The organism is Mycobacterium sp. (assembly GCF_032162105.1).
In the GTDB taxonomy this organism is placed as follows: Bacteria; Actinomycetota; Actinomycetes; order Mycobacteriales; family Mycobacteriaceae; genus Mycobacterium.
This window is the reverse complement of record NZ_JAVRPS010000216.1, coordinates 1-20,061: the sequence shown is the minus strand read 5'-3', so window position 1 is coordinate 20,061 and position 20,061 is coordinate 1. Positions and strand designations below refer to the sequence as shown.

At 66.8% G+C, this 20,061-nt stretch carries 22 protein-coding genes and 1 pseudogene; 15 read left to right on the top strand and 8 right to left on the bottom strand.

Going from position 1 to position 20,061, the window contains the following annotated elements:
• Positions 1-146, bottom strand: a pseudogene (locus QOC69_RS11000) (hypothetical protein); the annotation flags it as partial.
• A 30-nt stretch (positions 147-176) separates the two neighbouring features.
• Here QOC69_RS11000 and QOC69_RS10995 point away from each other — a divergent pair.
• Both QOC69_RS10995 and QOC69_RS10990 read left to right on the top strand, forming a co-directional pair.
• Positions 177-1,067: a phosphoribosylaminoimidazolesuccinocarboxamide synthase gene (locus QOC69_RS10995; protein WP_526439284.1), complete on the top strand. Its 891-nt coding sequence runs from the start codon at positions 177-179 to the stop codon at positions 1,065-1,067.
• Entirely contained in the window at positions 1,064-3,202 is a 2,139-nt protein-coding gene (locus tag QOC69_RS10990) for a S9 family peptidase (RefSeq protein WP_526439282.1), read from the top strand. Before QOC69_RS10995 ends, QOC69_RS10990 begins: the two co-directional genes overlap by 4 nt.
• Here QOC69_RS10990 and QOC69_RS10985 read toward each other — a convergent pair.
• The gene (locus QOC69_RS10985; RefSeq protein WP_526439280.1) at positions 3,131-3,577 is read right to left on the bottom strand and encodes a DoxX-related protein; all 447 of its coding nucleotides are present in this window, start codon (positions 3,575-3,577) and stop codon (positions 3,131-3,133) included. The two genes, QOC69_RS10990 and QOC69_RS10985, sit on opposite strands and share 72 nt — an antisense overlap.
• 85 nt (positions 3,578-3,662) lie before the next feature.
• Here QOC69_RS10985 and QOC69_RS10980 point away from each other — a divergent pair, with 85 nt between their 5' ends.
• The 4 genes from QOC69_RS10980 to QOC69_RS10965 all read left to right on the top strand — a co-directional run bounded on the left by QOC69_RS10980 (position 3,663) and on the right by QOC69_RS10965 (position 7,185).
• Positions 3,663-4,217 (top strand): TetR/AcrR family transcriptional regulator, encoded by a 555-nt coding sequence (locus QOC69_RS10980; RefSeq protein WP_526439278.1) that lies wholly within the window; start codon positions 3,663-3,665, stop codon positions 4,215-4,217.
• 14 nt (positions 4,218-4,231) lie between these two features.
• Positions 4,232-4,726, top strand: a complete 495-nt coding sequence (locus QOC69_RS10975) for a glutathione peroxidase (RefSeq protein ID WP_526439276.1) — start codon at positions 4,232-4,234, stop codon at positions 4,724-4,726.
• 71 nt (positions 4,727-4,797) lie between these two features.
• A complete protein-coding gene (locus QOC69_RS10970) occupies positions 4,798-5,502 on the top strand; it encodes a DUF2334 domain-containing protein (RefSeq protein WP_526439274.1) in 705 nt (234 codons plus the stop codon).
• A 36-nt stretch (positions 5,503-5,538) separates the two neighbouring features.
• Positions 5,539-7,185: an FAD-binding dehydrogenase gene (locus QOC69_RS10965; protein WP_526439272.1), complete on the top strand. Its 1,647-nt coding sequence runs from the start codon at positions 5,539-5,541 to the stop codon at positions 7,183-7,185.
• A gap of 36 nt (positions 7,186-7,221) precedes the next feature.
• Here the strand turns inward: QOC69_RS10965 and QOC69_RS10960 are convergent, their stop codons facing one another.
• Entirely contained in the window at positions 7,222-7,578 is a 357-nt protein-coding gene (locus tag QOC69_RS10960) for a hypothetical protein (RefSeq protein WP_526439270.1), read from the bottom strand.
• A 147-nt stretch (positions 7,579-7,725) separates the two neighbouring features.
• Complete coding sequence (locus QOC69_RS10955; protein WP_526439268.1) at positions 7,726-8,379, bottom strand: MBL fold metallo-hydrolase; 654 nt, start codon at positions 8,377-8,379, stop codon at positions 7,726-7,728.
• A 45-nt stretch (positions 8,380-8,424) separates the two neighbouring features.
• On the opposite strand from QOC69_RS10955, the gene QOC69_RS10950 reads away from it, so the two are divergent.
• The 7 genes from QOC69_RS10950 (at position 8,425) to QOC69_RS10920 (ending at position 14,085) form a co-directional block, all read left to right on the top strand.
• Positions 8,425-9,099 (top strand): ATPase, encoded by a 675-nt coding sequence (locus QOC69_RS10950; protein ID WP_526439266.1) that lies wholly within the window; start codon positions 8,425-8,427, stop codon positions 9,097-9,099.
• 67 nt (positions 9,100-9,166) lie between these two features.
• Entirely contained in the window at positions 9,167-9,418 is a 252-nt protein-coding gene (purS, locus tag QOC69_RS10945) for a phosphoribosylformylglycinamidine synthase subunit PurS (RefSeq protein WP_526439264.1), read from the top strand.
• Positions 9,415-10,089, top strand: a complete 675-nt coding sequence (gene purQ / locus QOC69_RS10940) for a phosphoribosylformylglycinamidine synthase subunit PurQ (protein WP_526439262.1) — start codon at positions 9,415-9,417, stop codon at positions 10,087-10,089. Before purS ends, purQ begins: the two co-directional genes overlap by 4 nt.
• Before the next feature lie 132 nt (positions 10,090-10,221).
• Positions 10,222-10,506, top strand: coding sequence for a type VII secretion target (locus tag QOC69_RS10935; protein WP_526439286.1), 285 nt, complete (start codon positions 10,222-10,224; stop codon positions 10,504-10,506).
• A gap of 294 nt (positions 10,507-10,800) precedes the next feature.
• A complete protein-coding gene (locus QOC69_RS10930; RefSeq protein WP_526439260.1) occupies positions 10,801-11,856 on the top strand; it encodes a hypothetical protein in 1,056 nt (351 codons plus the stop codon).
• Positions 11,856-12,602: a hypothetical protein gene (locus tag QOC69_RS10925; protein WP_526439257.1), complete on the top strand. Its 747-nt coding sequence runs from the start codon at positions 11,856-11,858 to the stop codon at positions 12,600-12,602. Before QOC69_RS10930 ends, QOC69_RS10925 begins: the two co-directional genes overlap by 1 nt.
• A 34-nt stretch (positions 12,603-12,636) precedes the next feature.
• Positions 12,637-14,085, top strand: coding sequence for a 9-bladed beta-propeller domain-containing protein (locus QOC69_RS10920; RefSeq protein WP_526439255.1), 1,449 nt, complete (start codon positions 12,637-12,639; stop codon positions 14,083-14,085).
• Here the strand turns inward: QOC69_RS10920 and QOC69_RS10915 are convergent.
• The 3 genes from QOC69_RS10915 to QOC69_RS10905 all read right to left on the bottom strand — a co-directional run bounded on the left by QOC69_RS10915 (position 14,022) and on the right by QOC69_RS10905 (position 16,741).
• Positions 14,022-14,771, bottom strand: a complete 750-nt coding sequence (locus tag QOC69_RS10915) for an SDR family NAD(P)-dependent oxidoreductase (protein ID WP_526439253.1) — start codon at positions 14,769-14,771, stop codon at positions 14,022-14,024. The two genes, QOC69_RS10920 and QOC69_RS10915, sit on opposite strands and share 64 nt — an antisense overlap.
• A 162-nt stretch (positions 14,772-14,933) precedes the next feature.
• Positions 14,934-15,731, bottom strand: a complete 798-nt coding sequence (locus tag QOC69_RS10910; RefSeq protein ID WP_526439251.1) for a family 1 encapsulin nanocompartment shell protein — start codon at positions 15,729-15,731, stop codon at positions 14,934-14,936.
• On the bottom strand, positions 15,728-16,741 hold the full coding sequence (locus tag QOC69_RS10905; protein WP_526439248.1) for a Dyp-type peroxidase: 1,014 nt from the start codon (positions 16,739-16,741) through the stop codon (positions 15,728-15,730). The genes QOC69_RS10910 and QOC69_RS10905 overlap by 4 nt, the downstream gene beginning before the upstream one ends.
• Positions 16,742-16,793: 52 nt before the next feature.
• On the opposite strand from QOC69_RS10905, the gene QOC69_RS10900 reads away from it, so the two are divergent.
• Positions 16,794-18,068: a M18 family aminopeptidase gene (locus tag QOC69_RS10900; protein WP_526439246.1), complete on the top strand. Its 1,275-nt coding sequence runs from the start codon at positions 16,794-16,796 to the stop codon at positions 18,066-18,068.
• Between the two features lie 15 nt (positions 18,069-18,083).
• Positions 18,084-18,431 carry a VOC family protein gene (locus QOC69_RS10895; RefSeq protein ID WP_526439244.1) on the top strand — a complete coding sequence of 116 codons (348 nt, stop codon included), beginning with the start codon at positions 18,084-18,086 and terminating at the stop codon, positions 18,429-18,431.
• A gap of 56 nt (positions 18,432-18,487) precedes the next feature.
• Here QOC69_RS10895 and QOC69_RS10890 read toward each other — a convergent pair whose 3' ends face one another.
• Positions 18,488-19,642, bottom strand: coding sequence for an extracellular solute-binding protein (locus QOC69_RS10890; protein WP_526439242.1), 1,155 nt, complete (start codon positions 19,640-19,642; stop codon positions 18,488-18,490).
• Positions 19,643-20,061 lie beyond the last annotated feature (419 nt).

Genomic DNA, 20,061 nt, shown 5'->3' with positions numbered 1-20,061 from the left:
ACCTGGGCGATCGTCGACACGGCGGCGTGCACGGCCATGCCGACCAACACCCACACGGCGGTCCACACGACGACGACGACGTCGCTGACCAACTGCGCGAGGAGCCGGGCGGGTGTGGTGGCGTAGGGCAGATAACGGGACGTCATGCCGAAGATCTCAGCAGATAGTCTTGCCCGATGCGTCCACCTCTGACCGACTACCTGCATTTGGCCAGTGGCAAGGTCCGCGAGCTGTATCGCATCGACGACGACCACCTGCTGTTCGTCGCGTCGGATCGCATCTCGGCGTTCGACTACATCCTGCAGACCGAGATCCCCGACAAGGGCCGCATCCTGACCGCGATGAGCGTGTTCTTCTTCGACTTCCTAGGCGCGCCCAATCACCTCGCGGGCCCACCCGACGACGAACGGATCCCCGCGGAGGTGCTTGGCCGCGCGCTGGTGGTGCGGCAACTGGAGATGGTGCCCGTCGAGTGCGTGGCCCGCGGCTACCTGACCGGCTCAGGGATCATCGACTACCGCAAGACCGGACAGGTGTGTGGCATCGAGCTGCCGCCTGGGCTGACCGAGGCCAGCAAGTTCGCCGAGCCGCTGTTCACTCCGGCGACGAAAGCCGAACTGGGACAACACGACGAAAACATCAGCTTCGACGACGTCGTCGACCTGGTGGGCGCCGAGCGCGCCGCACAGGTGCGGGACAACACACTGCGGATCTACACGCAGGCCGCCACGCATGCGCTGACCAAGGGAATCATCATCGCCGACACCAAGTTCGAGTTCGGCGTCGACGAACAAGGGACGGTTGTGTTGGCCGACGAGGTCTTCACCCCCGACTCGTCGCGGTACTGGCCGGCCGACGACTACCAGGAGGGTGTCGTGCAGCCCAGTTTCGACAAGCAGTTCGTCCGCAACTGGCTCACGGGGCCGGACTCCGGCTGGGACCGCGGCGGCGACGAACCGCCGCCACCCCTGCCGCCCGACATCGCCGCGGCCACCCGCACGCGGTATATCGAAGCCTACGAGCGCATTTCGGGCTTGGACTTCGACGACTGGATTGGAGCAGCATGAATCCGCCCATCGCCAAGCGTGTCGACGCTCGCCGGGAACATCATGGCGACGTCTTCATCGACCCCTACGAATGGCTGCGCGACAAGTCGAATCCCGACGTCATCGCCTACCTGGAGGCGGAGAACGCCTACACCGACGAGCAGACCGCGCACCTGGCGCCGCTGCGGCAGAAGATCTTCGACGAGATCAAGGCCCGCACCAAGGAGACCGACCTGTCGGTGCCCGCCCGCCGCGGCGACTGGTGGTACTACGGCCGCAGCTTCGAGGGCAAACAGTACGGCGTGCAATGCCGTTGCCCGGTCAGCGATCCCGACGACTGGACCCCGCCCGAACTCGACGAGCACACCGAGATCCCTGGGGAGCAGGTGCTGCTGGACGAGAACGTCGAAGCCGAGGGGCACGAGTTCTTCTCGCTGGGCGCGGCGTCGGTCACCCTGGACGGCAACACGCTGGCTTATTCCGTCGACGTCGTCGGCGACGAGCGATACACGTTGAAGTTCAGGAACTTGTCCACCGGCGAGATGTACGACGACACGATCGTCGGCATCGGCGCGGGCGCCACCTGGGCAGCCGACAACCGCACCATCTACTACGTCACCGTCGACGAAGCTTGGCGGCCCGACACGGTGTGGCGGCATCGGCTCGGATCCGGGCTGCCGGGGGAGAAGGTCTACCACGAACCGGATGAGCGGTTCTGGCTCGCCGTCGGCCGCACCAGGAGCAACAAGTACGTCTTCATTGCGGCGGGCAGTGCGGTGACCTCGGAGGTGTTCTATGGCGACGCCACCGACTCGGTCGCCACCTTCACCTCGATCCTGCCGCGGCGTGAGCTCGTCGAATACTCCGTCGAACACGCGGTGGTGGGAGGCGAGGACCGGTTCCTGATCCTGCACAACGACGGTGCGGAGAACTTCACCCTCGTCGAGGCCCCGGTCAGCGACCCAACCGCGTTCCGCACCCTGATCGAGCACCGCGAGGACGTCCGCCTCGACGCCGTCGACGCCTTCGAGAGCCAGCTCGTCGTGAGCTATCGCAGCGAGGCGTTGCCCCGAATTCAGTTGTGGCCCATCTACGCCGACGGCAACTACGGCCATCCGGAAGAGATCACCTTCGACACCGAGCTGACGTCGTCGGGGTTGTCGGGCAACCCGAACTGGTCGTCGCCGCGGCTGCGGGTGGGCACCACGTCGTTCGTCGTCCCGGTGCGCGTCTACGACATCGAGCTGGCCACCGGCGAACGGATCCTGCTGCGCGAGCAGCCGGTACTCGGTGACTACCGGCCCGAGGAGTACGTCGAACGGCGCGACTGGGCGGTGGCGCCTGACGGCGCGCGGATACCGGTGTCGGTCATTCACCGGGCCGGCCTGCAGTTTCCGGCGCCGACGCTGCTGTACGGCTACGGGGCCTACGAGTCGTGCGAGGACCCGCGCTTCTCGATCGCCCGGCTGTCGCTGCTCGACCGCGGGATGGTGTTCGTCATCGCCCACGTGCGAGGCGGCGGTGAGTTGGGCAGGCCGTGGTACGAGCACGGCAAGCTCCTGGAGAAGAAGAACACGTTCACCGACTTCATCTCGGTGGGAGCACATCTGGTGGGCACCGACGTGACGCGACCGGAGAACCTGGTGGCCCTCGGCGGCAGCGCGGGCGGCCTGCTGATGGGCGCGGTGGCCAACATGGCACCGGACCTGTTCGCGGGCATCCTGGCACAGGTGCCGTTCGTCGACGCGCTCACCACGATCCTGGATCCGTCGTTGCCGTTGACGGTGACAGAGTGGGACGAGTGGGGAAACCCGTTGGCGGACGCGGACGTCTACCACTACATGAAGTCCTACACGCCCTACGAGAACGTCGAGGCCAAGGAGTACCCGGCCATTCTGGCCATGACGTCGCTCAACGACACCAGGGTCTACTACACCGAGCCTGCTAAATGGGTTGCGGCCCTGCGTCATACGAAGACTGACGCCCATCCCTTGTTGTTGAAGACCGAGATGGTCGCAGGCCACGGCGGAATCAGCGGGCGCTACGAGCGCTGGAAGGAAGCCGCGTTCCAGTACGCGTGGGTGCTAGCCACTGCAGACCGCGACCACCACGGCAGCGGCCAGGTAGACCACCTCTTCCCCACTCCGGACGCTTAACCGCGACGTCATCGACTTCGGCGGATTCGGCATCCGGGACGCGTAGACGTTGGCCGGGAACATCACCAGCATCAACACGAACAGGCACGCCGCCGCGGCGACACGGGTCGGCGGGTAGAGCAACCCGACCGCGCCGAGCAGTTCGAGTACGCCGGTGATCGTCACCAGCAGCGCGGGTTGCGGCAGCCGCGGCGGCACGATCGCGATCATGCCGCGCCGCATCCCCGGCACGAAGTGGGCTACCCCGGTCATCACGAACATCACCGCGAGTCCGACGGCGATCGCCGCGGGCCATGAGTCGACGTAGTCGACCCCGAGCCAGCCGACGACGCGGGCGGCGAGGCTTCCAAGAACGAGGCTCAGGAGGACGGCCATGGCAGGTACCTCTCTATCTAGACAACGACAAGATGAACGTATCACCAATCTATCCACTGTCAAGATTCCCGGCTATGCTGGGTGCATGAGCAAGGACTCGTATCACCACGGCGATCTGAAGGCCGCGATCCTCGCCGAGGCCGCGACCCTGGTGGCCGAGCGCGGTGCCGACGGGATATCGCTGCGCGAACTGGCGCGGGTGGCGGGCGTCTCACACGCCGCGCCGGCCCACCACTTCACCGACCGGCGCGGGCTCTTCACCGCGCTGGCCACCGAGGGGTTTCGACTGCTTGCCGACGCGCTCACCGACGCACGGCCGAGGTTCATCGACGCTGCGCGGGCCTATGTGCGGTTCGCACTCGACCATCCTGGCCACTACGCCGTGATGTTCGACAAGTCGCTCTACGACGACACCGACGCCGACCTCGTCGCCGCCGCGACGGCCGCTGGCGCCGAACTCAGCCACGGCGTCGGCACACTCGACGACGCGCACGCCAAGGCCGATCGGGAGGGCGCAGCGCTCGCGGCATGGTCACTCGTACACGGCTTTTCGCTGCTCTGGCTCAACGATGCCGTCGACAGAACGGATGACCCGATCGCCACCATCGAGCGCCTCGCGCAGATGCTGTTCGAGGGTTAGGTAGCGTCGAACACATGACGCAACCCCTCACCGACATCGCCCTCACCACGCTCTCCGGCGAGCCGACCACGCTGGCCGAATATGCCGACGGCGCAGTGCTGGTGGTCAACGTGGCCTCCAAGTGTGGTCTGACGCCGCAATACACCGCCCTGGAGAAGCTGGCGCAGGACTACGGCGACCGTGGGCTGACGGTGGTCGGGGTGCCGTGCAACCAATTCATGAGCCAGGAGCCGGGCAGTGCCGACGAGATCCAGACGTTCTGCTCCACCACCTACGGCGTGACGTTCCCGCTGCTCGCCAAGGTCGACGTCAACGGCGCAGACCGGCATCCGTTGTACGCGGAGTTGACCAAGTCGGCCGACGCCGACGGCGAGGCCGGCGACGTGCAGTGGAACTTCGAGAAGTTCCTGCTCGCGCCGGGTGGCCAGGTGGTCAACCGATTCCGCCCGCGCACCGTGCCCGATGCGCCCGAGGTGATCGGCGCCATCGAAGCCATATTGCCTCGGTAGCACCCCAAAAGGTCAACTCCCGCCCACGTGTCGTAAACCGTTGGGACACCTGACGTTGCCATACTGGCGGCGTGGGTGGAGAACTGATCGTCTCGATCTCCGGGATCAAGGACCGCACGATCGACGACGTCGCCGACTTCCGCGCCGAGCTCGAGGCACGGAGGGTGCCGGTGTCGCTGCTGGTGGCGCCGCGGCTCAAGGGCGGCTACCGGCTCGACGAAGATCCGGCGACCGTCGAATGGCTCCGACTGCGCAGAACCGCCGGTGACGCCCTCGTTCTGCACGGCTACGACGAGGCGGCCACCAAGAAACTCCGTGGCGAGTTCGCCACGTTGCAGGCACACGAGGCGAACCTTCGCCTGATGGGTGCCGACCGGGTCCTCGAACATCTCGGACTGCGCACCCGGCTGTTCGCCGCACCCGGCTGGAACGTCTCGCAGGGAGCGGTAACCGCGTTGCCGCGAAACGGCTTCCGTCTGCTCGCCGGAATCAACGGGATCACCGACTTGGTGCGCCACACGACGGTGCGGGCACGGGTGCTCGGCATCGGCGAAGGCTTCCTCACCGAGCCGTGGTGGTGTCGGACCCTGGTGCTGGCAGCCGAACGCACGGCGCGCCGCTCTGGCATCGTCCGAGTCGCGGTGGCGGCCAGGCAGCTGCGCCGGCCGGGTCCCCGTCAGGCGATGATCGACGCCATCGACCTCGCCCTGATGCACCAATGCACCCCCGCGGTGTACCGCTGGGAGCCCAGGCCGGCATTGACGGACGCCGCCTGAGAGACCCCTCCTGAATCGGACGGCTAACGTGGCGTCATGGCTGATGCTGATGTCATAGTCGTCGGAGCGGGGCTGGCCGGACTGGTCGCCGCCTGCGAGGTGATCGACCGAGGCCGATCGGTTCTGATCGTCGACCAGGAGAATGCGGCCAACCTGGGCGGACAGGCGTTCTGGTCGTTCGGCGGGCTGTTCTTCGTCGACAGTCCCGAACAGCGCAGGCTCGGCATCCACGACAGCCACGAACTGGCGCTGCAGGACTGGCTGGGTTCCGCGGGGTTCGACCGGCCGGAGGACCACTGGCCCCGCCAGTGGGCGCACGCCTACGTCGACTTCGCCGCAGGCGAGAAGCGCAGCTGGCTGCGGGAGCGCGGTCTGCAGACGTTCGCGCTCGTCGGCTGGGCCGAGCGCGGCGGATACGACGCCCGCGGGCATGGCAACTCAGTACCGCGGTTCCACATCACCTGGGGGACCGGGCCCGCGCTGGTCGACATCTTCGCCCGTCGGCTGCTGGCTGCCGGCTCCAAAGTCCGCTTCGCGCACCGTCATCGCGTCGACGAACTCATCGTCGAGGGTGGCGCGGTGGGCGGGGTGCGGGGTGCGATGCTGGAGCCGACGTCGGCCGCGCGCGGTGTGGCGTCGTCGCGAACCACCGCGGGCGAGTTCGAGTTCCGCGCACCGGCCGTGATCGTGGCCAGCGGTGGCATCGGTGGCAACCACGACCTGGTGCGCAAGAACTGGCCGGCCCGGATGGGACGGGTGCCCGAGCAGTTGCTCAGCGGGGTGCCCGAGCACGTGGACGGCCGGATGATCGGCATCAGCGAGGCCGCGGGCGCCCGCGTGATCAACGCCGACCGGATGTGGCACTACACCGAGGGCATCACCAACTACGACCCTATCTGGCCACGGCACGGCATCCGGATTCTGCCCGGGCCGTCCTCGCTGTGGCTCGACGCCACCGGAAAGCGCTTGCCTGCACCGCTTTACCCGGGCTTCGACACCCTCGGCACGTTGGAGTACATCGCCAAGACCGGACACGACTACACCTGGTTCGTGCTCAACGCACGGATCATCGCGAAGGAGTTCGGGTTGTCCGGGCAGGAGCAGAACCCCGACCTGACCGGCCGCAGCGTGCGCGACGTGCTGGCCAGGGTCAAGCCCGGCGCGCCGCCGCCCGTGCAGCGCTTCGTCGATCGTGGCGTCGACTTCGTGACCGCAAACTCGTTGCGAAACCTGGTGTCCAGAATGAACGAGGTGCCCGACGTGGAACCGCTGGACTACGCGGCGGTGGAGGCCGAGGTCACCGCCCGCGACCGCGAAGTGGCCAACAAGTACACCAAGGACAGCCAGGTGACTGCGATCCGCGGCGCGCGCAACTACTTCGCCGACCGGGTCAGCCGCGTCGTCGCCCCACATCGGATCACCGACCCGAAGGCAGGCCCGCTGATCGCGGTCAAGCTGCACATCCTGACCCGAAAGTCCTTGGGTGGTATGGAGACCGACCTGGACGCCCGCGTGCTCAAGCCGGATGCCACGGTGTTCGGCGGCCTGTACGCCGCGGGTGAGGCGGCCGGCTTCGGTGGCGGCGGCGTGCACGGCTACCGCTCGTTGGAGGGTACGTTCCTCGGTGGCTGTGTGTTCTCCGGTCGGGCCGCGGGCCGCGCCGCCGTGCGCGACACCGCTTAGCCTTCGAATCTGGATGAACGAAAGGCGGCTCCGCACCTAGTCCGGCGGAAACCGCTCATGCAACGCGTCGAGTAGTCGACGAGCTTCGGTGATGAGTTGCCGCAACTGCTTGAGGTCGTGCGGCAGGGTTTCGACCTCGTCGGGTTTGCGCTCGCACCGCCGATGCCAACGCCGCTCAGCGGTGGCCGCCCGATCCTCCAACTCGTCGATGTCGCTCAGGAGAAGTGCCTTGAACAGCCGGGATTGTGCGACGTCAGCGGGATGAGGTGGGCGCTGTCGCAGCCGTGCCTGCGGTAGTGGCCGCGGCATCTCGAGCTCGGATGAACCTGCCGTCAGTGCCACACCGTTGTGTGCCGAGTAGAGGTTCCACCGCCGGTTGCGCGGCGGGGTCACGATGAGCTCGTCGACAGACGCTTCCCCGGACTGTGGTGGCACTCCGAGATACTCTCCGAGGGAAGAGAATCCAGCGACCCCACAGGTTCACCAGCCGTCGGCGGTCGCGTTGATGGGCCGTAACCCCACGTTCACCCGCAAGCGGATCTAGAAGTCCGTCCCGCTCTCGGCGTCGAGCACCTGGAAGTCGGCGTTGGTCATCTCCGAGAGGCGGCTGTAGTAGATGCCGCGGGCGCCGGGCTCGATGATCGCCTGGTGGATCGGCACGGCACGGGCCGGCGCCACCGCCCGCAGATAGTCGACGGCCTCGGAGATCTTCATCCACGGCGCGGCGGCAGGCATGGCCAGCACGTCGACCGGTTCGCCCGGGTCGAACAGCGCGTCGCCCGGATGCATGAGCCGGGCCGCGTGCTCGCCGTCTCCGATCAGGTACGAGATGTTGTCGATCACCGGGATCTCGGGATGGATCACCGCGTGCCGCCCGCCGACCCCGCGGATGGACAGGTGGCCGACGGCGAACGCGTCGCCGACGTGAACCGCCCGCCAGGGGTCGCCGAGCTGGGCCGCGGTTTGCGGGTCGGCGTACAGCGCGGCCTGCGGGTTCGCTTCGATCAGCGCGGGAAGTCGCGCGGTATCCGCATGGTCGGGATGCTGATGCGTGACCAGGATCGCCGACAGGCCGGTGATGCCCTCGAATCCGTGGGAAAAGTTGCCCGGATCGAACAGCACCGTCGTATCGGCGCCCGAATCGTCCCGAAATCGTGCGAGCAGGCAAGAATGTCCGAAGTGGGTCAGCTGCATACCTATATTGTGGCGCGCACTAGGCGTGGCGGGGGGTGCGATCACGTGCGATTGATTTTGGCGTCGGTATTGGTGGTCTGGATGACCGTCAGCGGGTCCGTCGGTACGACGGCGCCCGCCCACGCCGTGCCGGGGCTATGCCCGCCGTCCTGCGACGGCATCCCCAACTCGGCGTGGATCGCGCCGGACGCCGTGCCGCTGGCGGACGTCTACCGGTGGCCGGCCCTGGCCGGGCTCGCCACCAGCGCGCCGTCGCCCCGGTTCCGCTTCGAGCAGACCTGCGTGTCGCCCCCGGTTCCGGCCGACCCGCGTGACTACGCTGTCGCCGCCAGGGCCCGGGTGATCCAGCCCGCCGACCAGTGGCAGCTGCAGGTGCAGGTGGTGCACTGGCGCGGCGATGCCTGGCAGACGGGTCAGTTGGCGGTCGCAGCGTTGCAGAACGCGGTCGGCGCGCTGCGGGCGTGCGCGGTGACGGCGCCGTGGAACTCGCCGTCGATCACCACCGACCAGCCCGGCCGGGTGGCCGCGGTGATCAGCACCGCGGGCAGGCAGGTGTTGCACGAGTACCTGGTGGTCGATCCCCGCAGCGGCACGCTGGTGGACCTGGCGATGTGGACGTCGTTGCCGCAGGCGGTGGAGTGGCGCGCGGTGCCCGACCCGGTGGTCTTCGACGCGATGGCCAACCCGCTGTGCACGGCATACGTCGGCTCGTGCCGGTGAGACGCTCCTGCGGTGCCCGCCGGTAGAGTAAGCGCCGATCGATTCGTCGGACTTTAAGGAGTCGCGCGTGGCCCGTGTCGTAGTGCACGTGATGCCGAAGGCCGAGATCCTCGATCCGCAGGGTCAGGCGATCGTTGGAGCGCTGGGCCGTCTTGGGGTGGCCGGCATCTCGGATGTGCGGCAGGGCAAGCGCTTCGAGCTCGAGGTGGACGACGACGTCGCCGACGACACCGTCGCCGAGATCGCCGAGTCGTTGCTGGCGAACACCGTGATCGAGGACTGGACCGTCAGCCGCGAGCCATCCGGGGACCCGCAGTGAGCGCACGCGTCGGCGTCATCACGTTCCCCGGCACGCTGGACGACGTGGACGCTGCACGCGCCGTGCGCGTCGCGGGCGCCGAGGCGGTCAACCTGTGGCACGCCGACGCAGACCTGAAGGGCGTGGACGCCGTGGTCGTTCCTGGCGGCTTCTCCTACGGCGACTACCTGCGCTGCGGCGCGATCGCCAAGTTCGCGCCGGTGATGGGCGAGGTGATCGGCGCCGCAGCTCGCGGCCTGCCGGTCCTGGGGATCTGCAACGGTTTTCAGGTGCTGTGCGAGGCCGGTCTGCTGCCAGGGGCGCTGACCCGCAACGCCGGACTGCACTTCGTCTGCCGGGACCTCTGGCTGGAGGTCGCGTCGAATGCGACGGCGTGGACGACGCGCTACGAACTCGGCGCCGATCTGCTGGTGCCACTGAAGTCGGGGGAGGGGCGCTACGTCGCCTCCGAGGCGGTGCTCGACGAACTCGAGGCGGAGGGGCGCGTGGTGTTCCGTTACCGCGACAACCCCAACGGCTCGATGCGCAACATCGCAGGGGTCAGCTCGGCCAACGGCCGCGTGGTGGGGTTGATGCCGCACCCCGAGCACGCCACCGAGGCACTCACCGGGCCGTCCGACGACGGGCTGGGCCTGTTCTACTCCGCGCTGGACGCGGTGCTTGCGGCGTAAGGCCGCCGAAATCGCCACGGGCGGTACATGAAAACCTGTGCTCAAGAGCCACTGGATCGGGTGTTACCGTCGAATAACCGTTTCGGCTGGCCCGTAGGGGCGGCTTCTTGAAGTAGCGCGCAGGGGGCGTTGATGCTGGTAAACCCGGAACTACTGCGTGCCTTTGCGCACCAGGTGGACACTGCTTCCACATCGATTCGCAGCGCCGACGTCGGGCACAAGGCGAGTACGGCGGCGGACGGGCTTCCGGGTTCGACGACCCAATGGGCCATGCGGTTTGTAGGCGAACACATGACGCAGCAGGCGAATGAGATTGCCAAGAATGTCCAAAACATGGGTACGGCGGTGCGCGGTGCGGGCGACCGGTACGAGGTGGAAGACAACGCGCTCGCCGGCAACTTCGACGGGTTGTTCTGACCGTTGTTACCCTCACGATCGCGGTTGCAGGGCTGGAACCCCGACTCGCTGTCACCGGCGGCATCGAACATCAGCGCTGCCGGCCAATCCGTGTACCGCGCTGTGCGGGACCTCGATGACGGATGCGATCGGATGCCCGAGGCGCGGGCATGGTCGGGACAATCGCACAAGGCGGCGGCTGTGATGTTTCGACGGGCGACCGCAAAGACATCTGAGTTCGCGCATTACAGCGAGGGGGTCGCGACTGCGCTGAACACGGGTGCTGGGTCAATCGGTGGTGCTCGGACCTCATTGTTGAATCACGCGAACGAGGTAGACAACGGTGAACTCAGCGTCTCCGACATGTGGGTGGTGCTCATCAAACCGGCCCGCGTCTCGGCAGAGAAGGCGGCCAGCCTCCAGGCGCAGGCGCAGGCAGAGCAGAAGGAGATCAACCGGCTACTGGTCGCGGTCGGCGATGCCGACAATGGAACCTCGGAAAAGGTGCAGGCTGCCTCCAAGGATTTTGGCTTCGCCCTTCCAGGTCCGGGCGACCCGCGAAGTTTGGACCCGAACTCGGGGCTGGCCAAACCGGCCGACGACGTCCCCAATCCGATGTCACTTGAAGGCCTCATTCAGCAGGGCATCGTTCGCGACAACGACATGGCGCAGACGGTCCGCGAGAGCCGCGAGTGGACGACTGAAGATGGTCAGGTGCGGAAGACTCTGCTGATGATGGACGGCAGCAGACACGAGATATACGAGTGGAACGAAACGCTCCCGTGCGTTGAGGACACCTACTACGACAAGCGCGGTAAGGAGGTCTCGAGCACGTTCTCACAGGACAAGACGAAGTATGACGGCACCAAGTTCACGTCCATCAAGTTCGCCGACGGGACGGAGGTGACCATGACGCGGACCGCCGACGGCAAATGCACCGGCGGTGTGACGGCGGCCGACGGTCGCCACGGTGTCCTACCGGACGAATTCTTCTCCCACCCGGCGCTCACGACCGTCGGAGGCGCACTCACCGGACTGGAAGAACAAGCCAAGCGCGGAATCCCGATGCTGTCACCCGCGTCGGTGGAGAACCTCGGGAAGATCGGGAAGTATGGCGGCCCGACCCTGGGGATTGCGACGGCGCTGTACGACACCGTGACGGCGAAGACGTATCAGGACGCCTGCGTCGCCGCCATCTCGGGATCCGCCGGGGTTGCGGGCGGGTACGCGACGGGCACACTGGCGGCAGGACTGGTTACCGGACTCGGCAACCCCGAACTGGCCCCCGCCCTCGCCATGGGTGGGGACATCTTCGGCGGGTGGACGTTCGGTTATGTCGGCGGCATCATCGGCAATATCGTGTGCCGCTGATGAGGCTACTTCCGACCGCGATACTCGCCTGGCTTCTCTTCGGCGCCATCGGAACTCTGGGTGCAGTTTTGGCAGTGCGCAGTGTCGTGCGCGGTGAGTACCCCTCGGCCGTCGTGGCGCTCGGCGCCTCCGCGTTCTGCTACGGCTTGATAATCCCGCTAGTGAAGGTCGTCCGAGGCAACGTCATCCCGCGCGGAGAAGTCGATGACGCCGGGACGACCATTCGGCCCGATCGCGGTATTGACATACCAGTTCTTGTGTCGCTATTCGGCCTCGTCATAGCCAGCGCGCTGATCGCGGTGCTCGCACCGCTCGGGAAGCTTGACATCCCGGTGCCCCCCGCGTTGCGGTTCTCGCTTCCGTTCGTTAGCGCTGTAATCGTGGTGACGGGCGGACCGATGCTGTGGCGAAACCTACTTCGTGGCAGCACCAAGTACCTGCGACTTACGCCTGACGGCTTCGAGATCGTCCAGGGCTGGCGGCCGCAAAGCGGTGATTGGGCCCAGGTGGCGGACGTCACCGACGCGGCGCCGAATCAGTCTGCTCCAACGCCAAGTGCGATCGTGATGGTCATGTCCGACGGTAGTGCCCCTTCATTGGCAGCTGCCTCGTCCACTCCCGATGGGCGAGCCCTCCGCGAGCTGGTCCGGTTCTACTGGGGGCACCCCACGCATCGCGCCGAACTCACCGACGGTCGAGCGCTTGAGCGGCTTCGGAATGAACAGTTCGACGTGGACCTGAAATGACAACAACGGGTGCCTCGCCGTCGCGGGTTCGCCGGTGGTGGATCGTCGGCGCGGTCTTGTCGGTGGTGGTCGTGCCGGCGGTGACCGCCGTGGTCGTCGTGATGGCACCGAAGCGGACAGGCCAACCGGTAGCGGTTCCGCCCCTTGGGCTTCCAGCGCAGGAGCTGCTGACGTCGTCGATCCGAAAGGAGCCCGTGCCGGGTTGGAAGATTTCGTCGGAGATGCTCGTTTCCCGCCCGGTACCATCCCCAAAGTCATTGGAAATATTGGCAACAACGGCTACTTTCTTGGGATCACCGGCACCGGCTGGTGGCTGGTCGGGGTTGACGTGTCAACCGGACAACGTTCCTTTCCGCCGGTCGAGCTGGGACGGTCGGATCACGCCTTGGCCTTCAATTGCTTCGTCAACGGCCCGACGATGGTGCTGTGTTTACGGCAGGACCGCGACCCCGCCAAGCCGGCCCGTGTGTGGGTGGTAGACACTGGGCGTGGAGCGATGATGTTCGACGGGCCTTCGGATTTGCGATTGTCGACCACGCAGAACCACCCTCTGGTCGAGCAGCGGGGGAACTACGCCGTTGCCACCGTGAACGGTGAGGGTGTGCACGGAATCGGCGCCCGAGGCGAGCCCACATGGTTCGTTCCAGGCAGCGGAATCATTGCCCAGGAGAAGGATTGGGATCATGACGTTGCTCCTCAGCCGTTGGCCGTCCAGGGCGGGCCGAATTCATCGACCACCGACGTGGTCTTTTCGGTCGCGGACGGCAAGGTGGTGAAACCCGAAGTGCCGCAGGGTGGACGATTCGGGCTGGCATTCGTCTATCCCGGCGGGTTCGGATATGAATACTCGGCAACGGGGGAGTACTTCTCGGACCAGGTCGCCTTCTTCGATGATTCCGGTCGAGAGTTGAGCCGGCCGAACTTCAAGGCCACCATCCTCACCGGCTCGCGAGGCATACCAATGGTGCAAACCCCGTCGGCTGACGTGGTTTTGACCCTGGAGGGTCGCAAGCTCCTCGAACTTCCGAAGTCGACGGCGATGCCGTACACCCGTCCGATCGGCGAGCGGCTCTTCATTGAAACCGGCGGGGAGCGCGAGAGCAGCTGGCGGCAATACGATTTGCGCACGGGCGCGAGCGGCAAGACGTGCGACATCGAAGGGCTCGGCTACTACTACATCGCATCGGATGGTGCCGTCGCAGTACTGATCGGAGACAGCGATGCGGCCCGAGGCTTCGACCTCACGACTTGTGACGAGCTGTGGTCGCTTCCGGGTTCCACGCAGAGTCAAGCCAAGGAAGTGTGGAAGGTCAACACCACGCTGATCCAGCGCACCAACGACGAACTCTTCTCAACACGACTTGTGAGCGGTTTCGTTCGCGCACCGAACGAAACCGCTCACAAATCGCGTTGGGGGGGTCAGGCGGCGGGCCTGATCGCCTGCGCGCCACCACCGATGGTCAACACCGCGCCGTTGACGTAGCTGGCGCCGGGGGAGGCCAGGAAGGTCACCGCGTTGGCGATCTCGTCGGCCTCGGCGGTGCGACCCAGTGCCGTGGTTCGGCCGAGTCCCTGGATGAGGTCACTCTCGAATGCCTCGGTGCCCGGTGTCTGAGTCGGTCCGGGAGCGGCGGCGTTGACCCGCACGCCCGCGGCACCGAACTCATCGGCCCACAGCTTGGTCAGCAGTTCCAGAGCCGCCTTGCTGGATCCGTAGATGCCCGCGCCAGCGGCCGGGGTAGTGGCCCCGACGGTCGTCACGTTGATTACCGTGCCGTGTCCTCGCTGCACCATCCCCGGGACCAGCTTCTGGACCAGGATGTAGGGCGCCCGCAGGTTGGTGTTGATCTGGTCGTCGAAGTCGGCGTCCGTGGTCTCGAAGGTCGGGGCGAACCGGTAGATGCCTGCGTTGTTGACCAGGATGTCGACGTCGCCCGCCTCGTCGGCCAGCCGCCGCACGTCGGCGGCGTTCGATACGTCGGCGGCGACGAAACGTGCCTTGCCGCCCGCATTTTCGATGTCACGCACGGTCTTGGCGCCGCGCTCGGCATTGCGCCCGTGCACGATCACCTCGGCGCCTTCCTTCGCGAGTTGCACCGCGATCGCGTAGCCGATGCCTGCTGTCGCGCCGGTGACGAGGGCGGTGGAACCGGTGAGTGTGTTGGTCATGGGTCTTGCCTCCATGCGAAGTTGAAGTGAAGTTGTTCCTTCAGACCCCACAAGCCCCATTGCTGACCGTTTATTCCATAACTTCCAACCAGGCTCCGCGAGCGAGCGAAATGCCGCTGTTTTGCGGCGTGTCGGCACAGACGCACGCTCGCGCCAAATGGGCTAGCGCGTTAGGGCGACCGACGCCTCGGCGGTGTAGCAGAGGAACGTCAAAGTCTCCTCGAGGTAGAGCTGGACGGTGTTCGCGTCGTGGGCCAGGTAGCCGATCGACACGTCGGTGCCCAGCTGCAGGTCGAAGTCGCCGCCACGGGTGGACAGCACGAACGCGCCGTCGATCGCCGGCGCCCAGATGATCTCGCCGTCGATGAGCCGGTTGAGGTGCTCGCGGATCGGATAGCCGTGCTCGGTGGTCTCGCTGACCTGTGTGTAGACGTCGGCGGACAGAAGCACGCAGTACGGTCCGTCGACGCCGGCCAGCCGCAGCTCGGAGAGCGCCTGGCTGATCACGTCGGGGATCTCCCGCGGATCGGCGGGCAGCGCCAGGGCGGGGTTGGAGCTGCACTTGCGGATGCCGCCGATCGACGCCGCCTCGTAGCCCTCGAAGATCGCGCGGTCCTCGGCGAAGGCCAGTTGCTTGGCGGCGTCCTTGACCGGGTCCCAGTCGGAATCCTGCGAACCGCGCTCGACGTCGTCGATGTCCTTGCGCGACAAGGTGAACGGCACCCGCAGCCGCACCAGCGGCCTGCTCTCCCGTAGGTGCGCCACGACGCCGTCGCCGGGCGGGGCGACGTCGAGCAGATGGCCGGTGCTGACCGCCGCGGTGACAGGTCCGCCGGGGTCGCTGACGTCGACCACCCGGCGCCCGGCGATGTTCCGCTTGAACGTCCGGGTCGCCTCCAATTCGATTTCCGCCCAGGCGGCTTCGGTGATCGGCGCCAGGTCGCGATAGAGGTTGTTCATTGGGGTCGTCCTTTCAAGCTGCCGATCGACAGTGAGCCGTCGTTGGGGGGTGCGGGCGCCGACACGGCGTCGGCACCGGGCAATTCCGGAGGGTCGTCGAGGAAGTCGGCGGTGGGGGTGAAGAACATGCCGCCCGTGACCGCCGTGGAGAAGTCCAGGATCCGGTCGGTGTTGCCGGGCGGATCGCCGATGAACATGTTGCGCAGCATCCGCTCGGTGACGTCGGGGTTCGCGGAGTAGGCGATGTAGTACGTGCCCGATTCGCCGTTGCCCAAGGTGCCGAACGGCATGTTGCCCCGCACGATCTGCAACTCGTTGCCGTCGGCGTCCTCGATCACGTTGAGCGCCAGATGCGAGTTCGGCGGCTTGGCGTCGTCGTCGAACTCGATGTCCTCGAGCTTGGTGCGGCCGATCACGCGCTCCTGCTCGGTGACGCTCAGCGAGTTCCACGCCGCCATGTCGTGGGTGTACTTCTGCACGTGCACATAGCTGCCGCCCGCGAAGTCGGGGTCCTCGTCACCGATCCGCGCGGCGACGACGGCATCGGGGCCGTCGGGGTTCTCGGTGCCGTCGACGAAACCGAGCAGGTCGCGCTGCTCGAAGAAGCGGAAGCCGTGCACCTCGTCGACGACGGTCACCGCGCCCGCCATCGCGGCCAGCACCCGCCCGCCGAGTTCGAAGCAGACGTCCATCGAGTCGCCCTTGATGTGGAAGAGCAGATCACCCGGTGTGGCAGGCGCGTGGTGGCGCGCACCGGTGAGTTCGACGAACGGATGGAGCTCGGCAGGCCGCGGGCCGCTGAACAGCCGGTCCCACGCGTCCGAGCCGATCGAGGTCACCATGCTCAGTTGGGCAACGGGGGTGCGGAACCCGACGGCGCGGACCAGCCCGGCCAGATCCGCGAGCGCGTCGTGCACGACCGCCTCGCCACCGTCGTCGATGGTCGCCACCAGAAAGATCGCCGCCGACGTCAGCGGTGTCAGCACGGCTTGTGGGCGTCCTGCAGGCACGATGAGAACCCTAACGCCAACTCCGGCGGCAATTCCGGTAAGGATGGGCTTCATGACCAGCCCCGCGTCCGCCGCCACCGCAGAGGGACTCTGCGAGTTCATCGACGCCTCGCCATCGCCGTTCCACGTCTGTGGCACGGTGGCGCGGCGGCTGTTGGCTGCGGGCTTCACCGAACTCACCGAGGGCCAGGCCTGGCCGGCCGCGGTCGGCGACTACTTCACGGTCCGGGCCGGATCACTGGTGGCCTGGCGGTCGGTGCACGACGCAGGCGTCCCGTTCCGCATCGTCGGCGGGCACACCGACAGCCCGAACCTGCGGGTCAAACAGCATCCGGACCGGTTCATCTCGGGTTGGCAGGTGGTGGCGCTTCAGCCGTACGGCGGGGCGTGGCTGAACTCCTGGTTGGACCGCGACCTCGGGATCAGCGGAAGGCTCTCGGTGCGAACCGACAACACCGTCGAGCACGTGTTGGTCCGGATCGACGACCCGATCCTGCGGGTGCCGCAACTGGCGATCCACCTCGCCGAGGACCGCAAGGCCGTCGCGCTGGACCCGCAGCGCCACGTCAACGCCGTGTGGGGCGTCGGCAGCGGCGCCCGGTCCTTCGTCGACTACGTGGCCGACCGCGCCGACGTCGACCCGGCCGCCGTGCTGGCCGCCGACCTGATGACCCACGACCTGACGCCGTCGACCTTGATCGGGGCGAACCGCGATCTGGTCAGCGCGCCCCGACTGGACAACCAGGGCACCTGCTACGCCGGCCTGGAGGCGTTCCTGGCCGCCGGGGCAGGGGACCAGCTGCCGGTGCTTGCGCTGTTCGACCACGAGGAGGTCGGCTCGACGTCGGACCACGGCGCGCAGTCCGACCTGCTGCTGACCGTGCTGGAACGCATCACGCTGGCCGCGGGCGGCACCCGCGAGGACTTCCTGCGCAGGCTGTCCGGTTCGATGGTGGCCTCCGGCGACATGGCCCACGCCACCCATCCCAACTATCCCGAGCGGCACGAACCCGGCCACCTGATCGAGGTGAACGCCGGGCCGGTGCTCAAGGTGCAGCCCAACCTCCGGTACGCCACCGACGGGCGCACCGCGGCCGCGTTCGCGTTGGCCTGCGCACAGGCGGGAGTGCCGCTGCAGCGCTACGAGCACCGCGCCGACCTGCCCTGCGGATCGACCATCGGGCCGATGACGGCGGCGCGCACCGGCATCCCGACCGTCGACGTGGGTGCCGCGCAACTGGCCATGCACTCGGCGCGTGAACTGATGGGAGCCGATGACGTCCCGGCCTACTCCAACGCGCTTCGGGCGTTCTTGTCACCGGGCTGATCTAGGGTCAGCGGCATGGCACTCTCCGTCGAGAACATCACATTCGACTCCACCGACCCCGACCAGCTTGCCGAATGGTGGGCCCGCGCCGTGGACGGCACGGTAAACGCCTTGGCGCCCGGCTTTTTCGTCACCGTCAGCCGGCCCGCCGGCCCGGGGTTCGCATTCCAGAAGGTCGACGATCCGACACCGGGAAAGAACCGTGTGCACGTCGACTTCTCCGCCCCCGATCTGGAGGCCGAGGTCAACCGGCTGGTCGACCTCGGTGCCACCGAGACCGGCCGCGGCGAAGCAGGCCCGGAGTTCCAATGGGTGGTACTGGCTGACCCAGAGGGCAACGCCTTCTGTGTCGCGGCCGGGTAGCCCAGCGGGCACGATCACCGCGCCGTGCTCGCCGCTCCGTCGGCGCGGCTCACGACTTACCCCTGGCCTCCGCTATGGATGACGGTCTGCCACAGGTCGGACCAGTCCGAGTACTGCTTGGAGATCGCCTCGACGTCGGACTTGATCGGCTCGAGCTTGACGCCGCCGAAGCTGGTGGCGGCCATTGCCTCGTTGCTCGGGGTGCGGCTGTCGTCGACGAAAGCCTGCTGGCCTTCCGGACCGAGGATGAAGTCCTCGAGCAGCAGAGCGCCGGCGGGGTTGGCCGAGGTACACGTCACCGCGAGACCGGTCACCTCGGCGACCACTGGGACCTTGACCGGGGTGAACTCCAGCGGCGCGCCCTTGGCCTGAAGCTCACGGGTGCGGGATAGGTAATTGTTGCCGACGATGCCGTACTGGCCCGCGACGACGAGGTCTGCCGTCGAGGTGTGGCCGTCGGTGATGGCGGCGTTGGCCGCGATGTCCTTGAACAGCTGCACGGCCTGGTCCTTGGTCATGCCCTGGGTCTGCAGGTAGTTGACCAGCGTGGCGAACCAGAACACGTCGCTACCCTCCATGGCGAGCTTGCCCTTGAAGCGCGGATCTTTGAGATCCTCAAAGGATTTCGGCGCTTGGTCGGCGGAGATGATCGTGGTGTTCCACGCCGGGAGGATGTAGCTCAGCCGGTCGCCGGTGAAGTTGGTGAACTTGGCGCTCGCGGTCACGCCGTCCAGGAACGGCGAGTCGGCGGGGGCCAGTAGCTTGTTCTGGTCCAGGATGGCCATTTCCAGCGAGTCGAGCTCGATGATGTCGGCACCGGCGAAGTTCGCTTGCGATTCCTGCAGCACCCGCTCGCGGATCTGCTCGCTGCCCGCCCGGTAGACGCTGACATGCAGGCCGTCGTACTTCTTCTCGAACGGATCGGTGATCACGGTTGGGTCGTTGACCTCGCCGTAGAGGTTGATCGTGCCGTCCTTGGTTTGTTTGGCCTGCTCGACAAGGGTCTTCTCGCGATCTGCTGGGGAGAGTCCCTTCAGCTTGTCCTGCAGAGCCACGGCGCCGCTGTCGGCGCACTTGTCCCCGCTTGCCGCGGCGTCTGGTGCGGCGGAACCGGGTCCGCCACCCGGCGCGGAACATGCCGCCAATACGAGCACCGCCGCCAATAGGGTGGTTAACAATCCCCGCTGTGAGGTTTGGTGGAAGGGCGTCATCGGTCTGTCTCCTGATCTTGTGTGCGAAGGGGTTGGACGAGAACACGAGAAACGTGAAGAACGGTTCTTAGGCGTGGATGCGACAAACTGTGCAGGCGGTGGTCAATCTGACGACGTGGCAAGCGACGGCATGTCGTCCCAATTCGCGGGCGGCGCTGAACATCTCGTTCGTTGCGCGCCCGAATTCGCAGTGTCGCTGGGGTATCCGCCGACCGCGACGACGCGCAATCAGGCGTGCCGACAATCGCCTGCTTCGAGTCGGCGCAGAGGGGCCAAATGCGCGTTGTCCCAGTAGGTGGCCGGTGCGCTGAGTTCGACGGAGACAGGTTTCAGTCAGCGGCACCGATAGGCAGTCCGCCCTTTATCCGACGCGGCCGGTGGTCGACACGCTGATCGTCCACCCGAGGGTCGGACGCGCC

What these genes read in the sequence shown, in the direction of transcription:
- QOC69_RS10975 (WP_526439276.1), top strand. Translation starts at nt 4,232, where the DNA reads ATGACGCAACCCCTCACCGACATCGCCCTCACCACGCTCTCCGGCGAG.
- QOC69_RS10980 (WP_526439278.1), top strand. Translation starts at nt 3,663, where the DNA reads ATGAGCAAGGACTCGTATCACCACGGCGATCTGAAGGCCGCGATCCTC.
- QOC69_RS10965 (WP_526439272.1), top strand. Translation starts at nt 5,539, where the DNA reads ATGGCTGATGCTGATGTCATAGTCGTCGGAGCGGGGCTGGCCGGACTG.
- QOC69_RS10995 (WP_526439284.1), top strand. Translation starts at nt 177, where the DNA reads ATGCGTCCACCTCTGACCGACTACCTGCATTTGGCCAGTGGCAAGGTC.
- QOC69_RS10915 (WP_526439253.1), bottom strand. Translation starts at nt 14,771, where the DNA reads ATGACCAACACACTCACCGGTTCCACCGCCCTCGTCACCGGCGCGACA.
- QOC69_RS10890 (WP_526439242.1), bottom strand. Translation starts at nt 19,642, where the DNA reads ATGACGCCCTTCCACCAAACCTCACAGCGGGGATTGTTAACCACCCTA.
- QOC69_RS10895 (WP_526439244.1), top strand. Translation starts at nt 18,084, where the DNA reads ATGGCACTCTCCGTCGAGAACATCACATTCGACTCCACCGACCCCGAC.
- QOC69_RS10935 (WP_526439286.1), top strand. Translation starts at nt 10,222, where the DNA reads ATGCTGGTAAACCCGGAACTACTGCGTGCCTTTGCGCACCAGGTGGAC.
- QOC69_RS10910 (WP_526439251.1), bottom strand. Translation starts at nt 15,731, where the DNA reads ATGAACAACCTCTATCGCGACCTGGCGCCGATCACCGAAGCCGCCTGG.
- QOC69_RS10985 (WP_526439280.1), bottom strand. Translation starts at nt 3,577, where the DNA reads ATGGCCGTCCTCCTGAGCCTCGTTCTTGGAAGCCTCGCCGCCCGCGTC.
- QOC69_RS10955 (WP_526439268.1), bottom strand. Translation starts at nt 8,379, where the DNA reads ATGCAGCTGACCCACTTCGGACATTCTTGCCTGCTCGCACGATTTCGG.
- QOC69_RS10990 (WP_526439282.1), top strand. Translation starts at nt 1,064, where the DNA reads ATGAATCCGCCCATCGCCAAGCGTGTCGACGCTCGCCGGGAACATCAT.
- QOC69_RS10900 (WP_526439246.1), top strand. Translation starts at nt 16,794, where the DNA reads ATGACCAGCCCCGCGTCCGCCGCCACCGCAGAGGGACTCTGCGAGTTC.
- QOC69_RS10925 (WP_526439257.1), top strand. Translation starts at nt 11,856, where the DNA reads ATGAGGCTACTTCCGACCGCGATACTCGCCTGGCTTCTCTTCGGCGCC.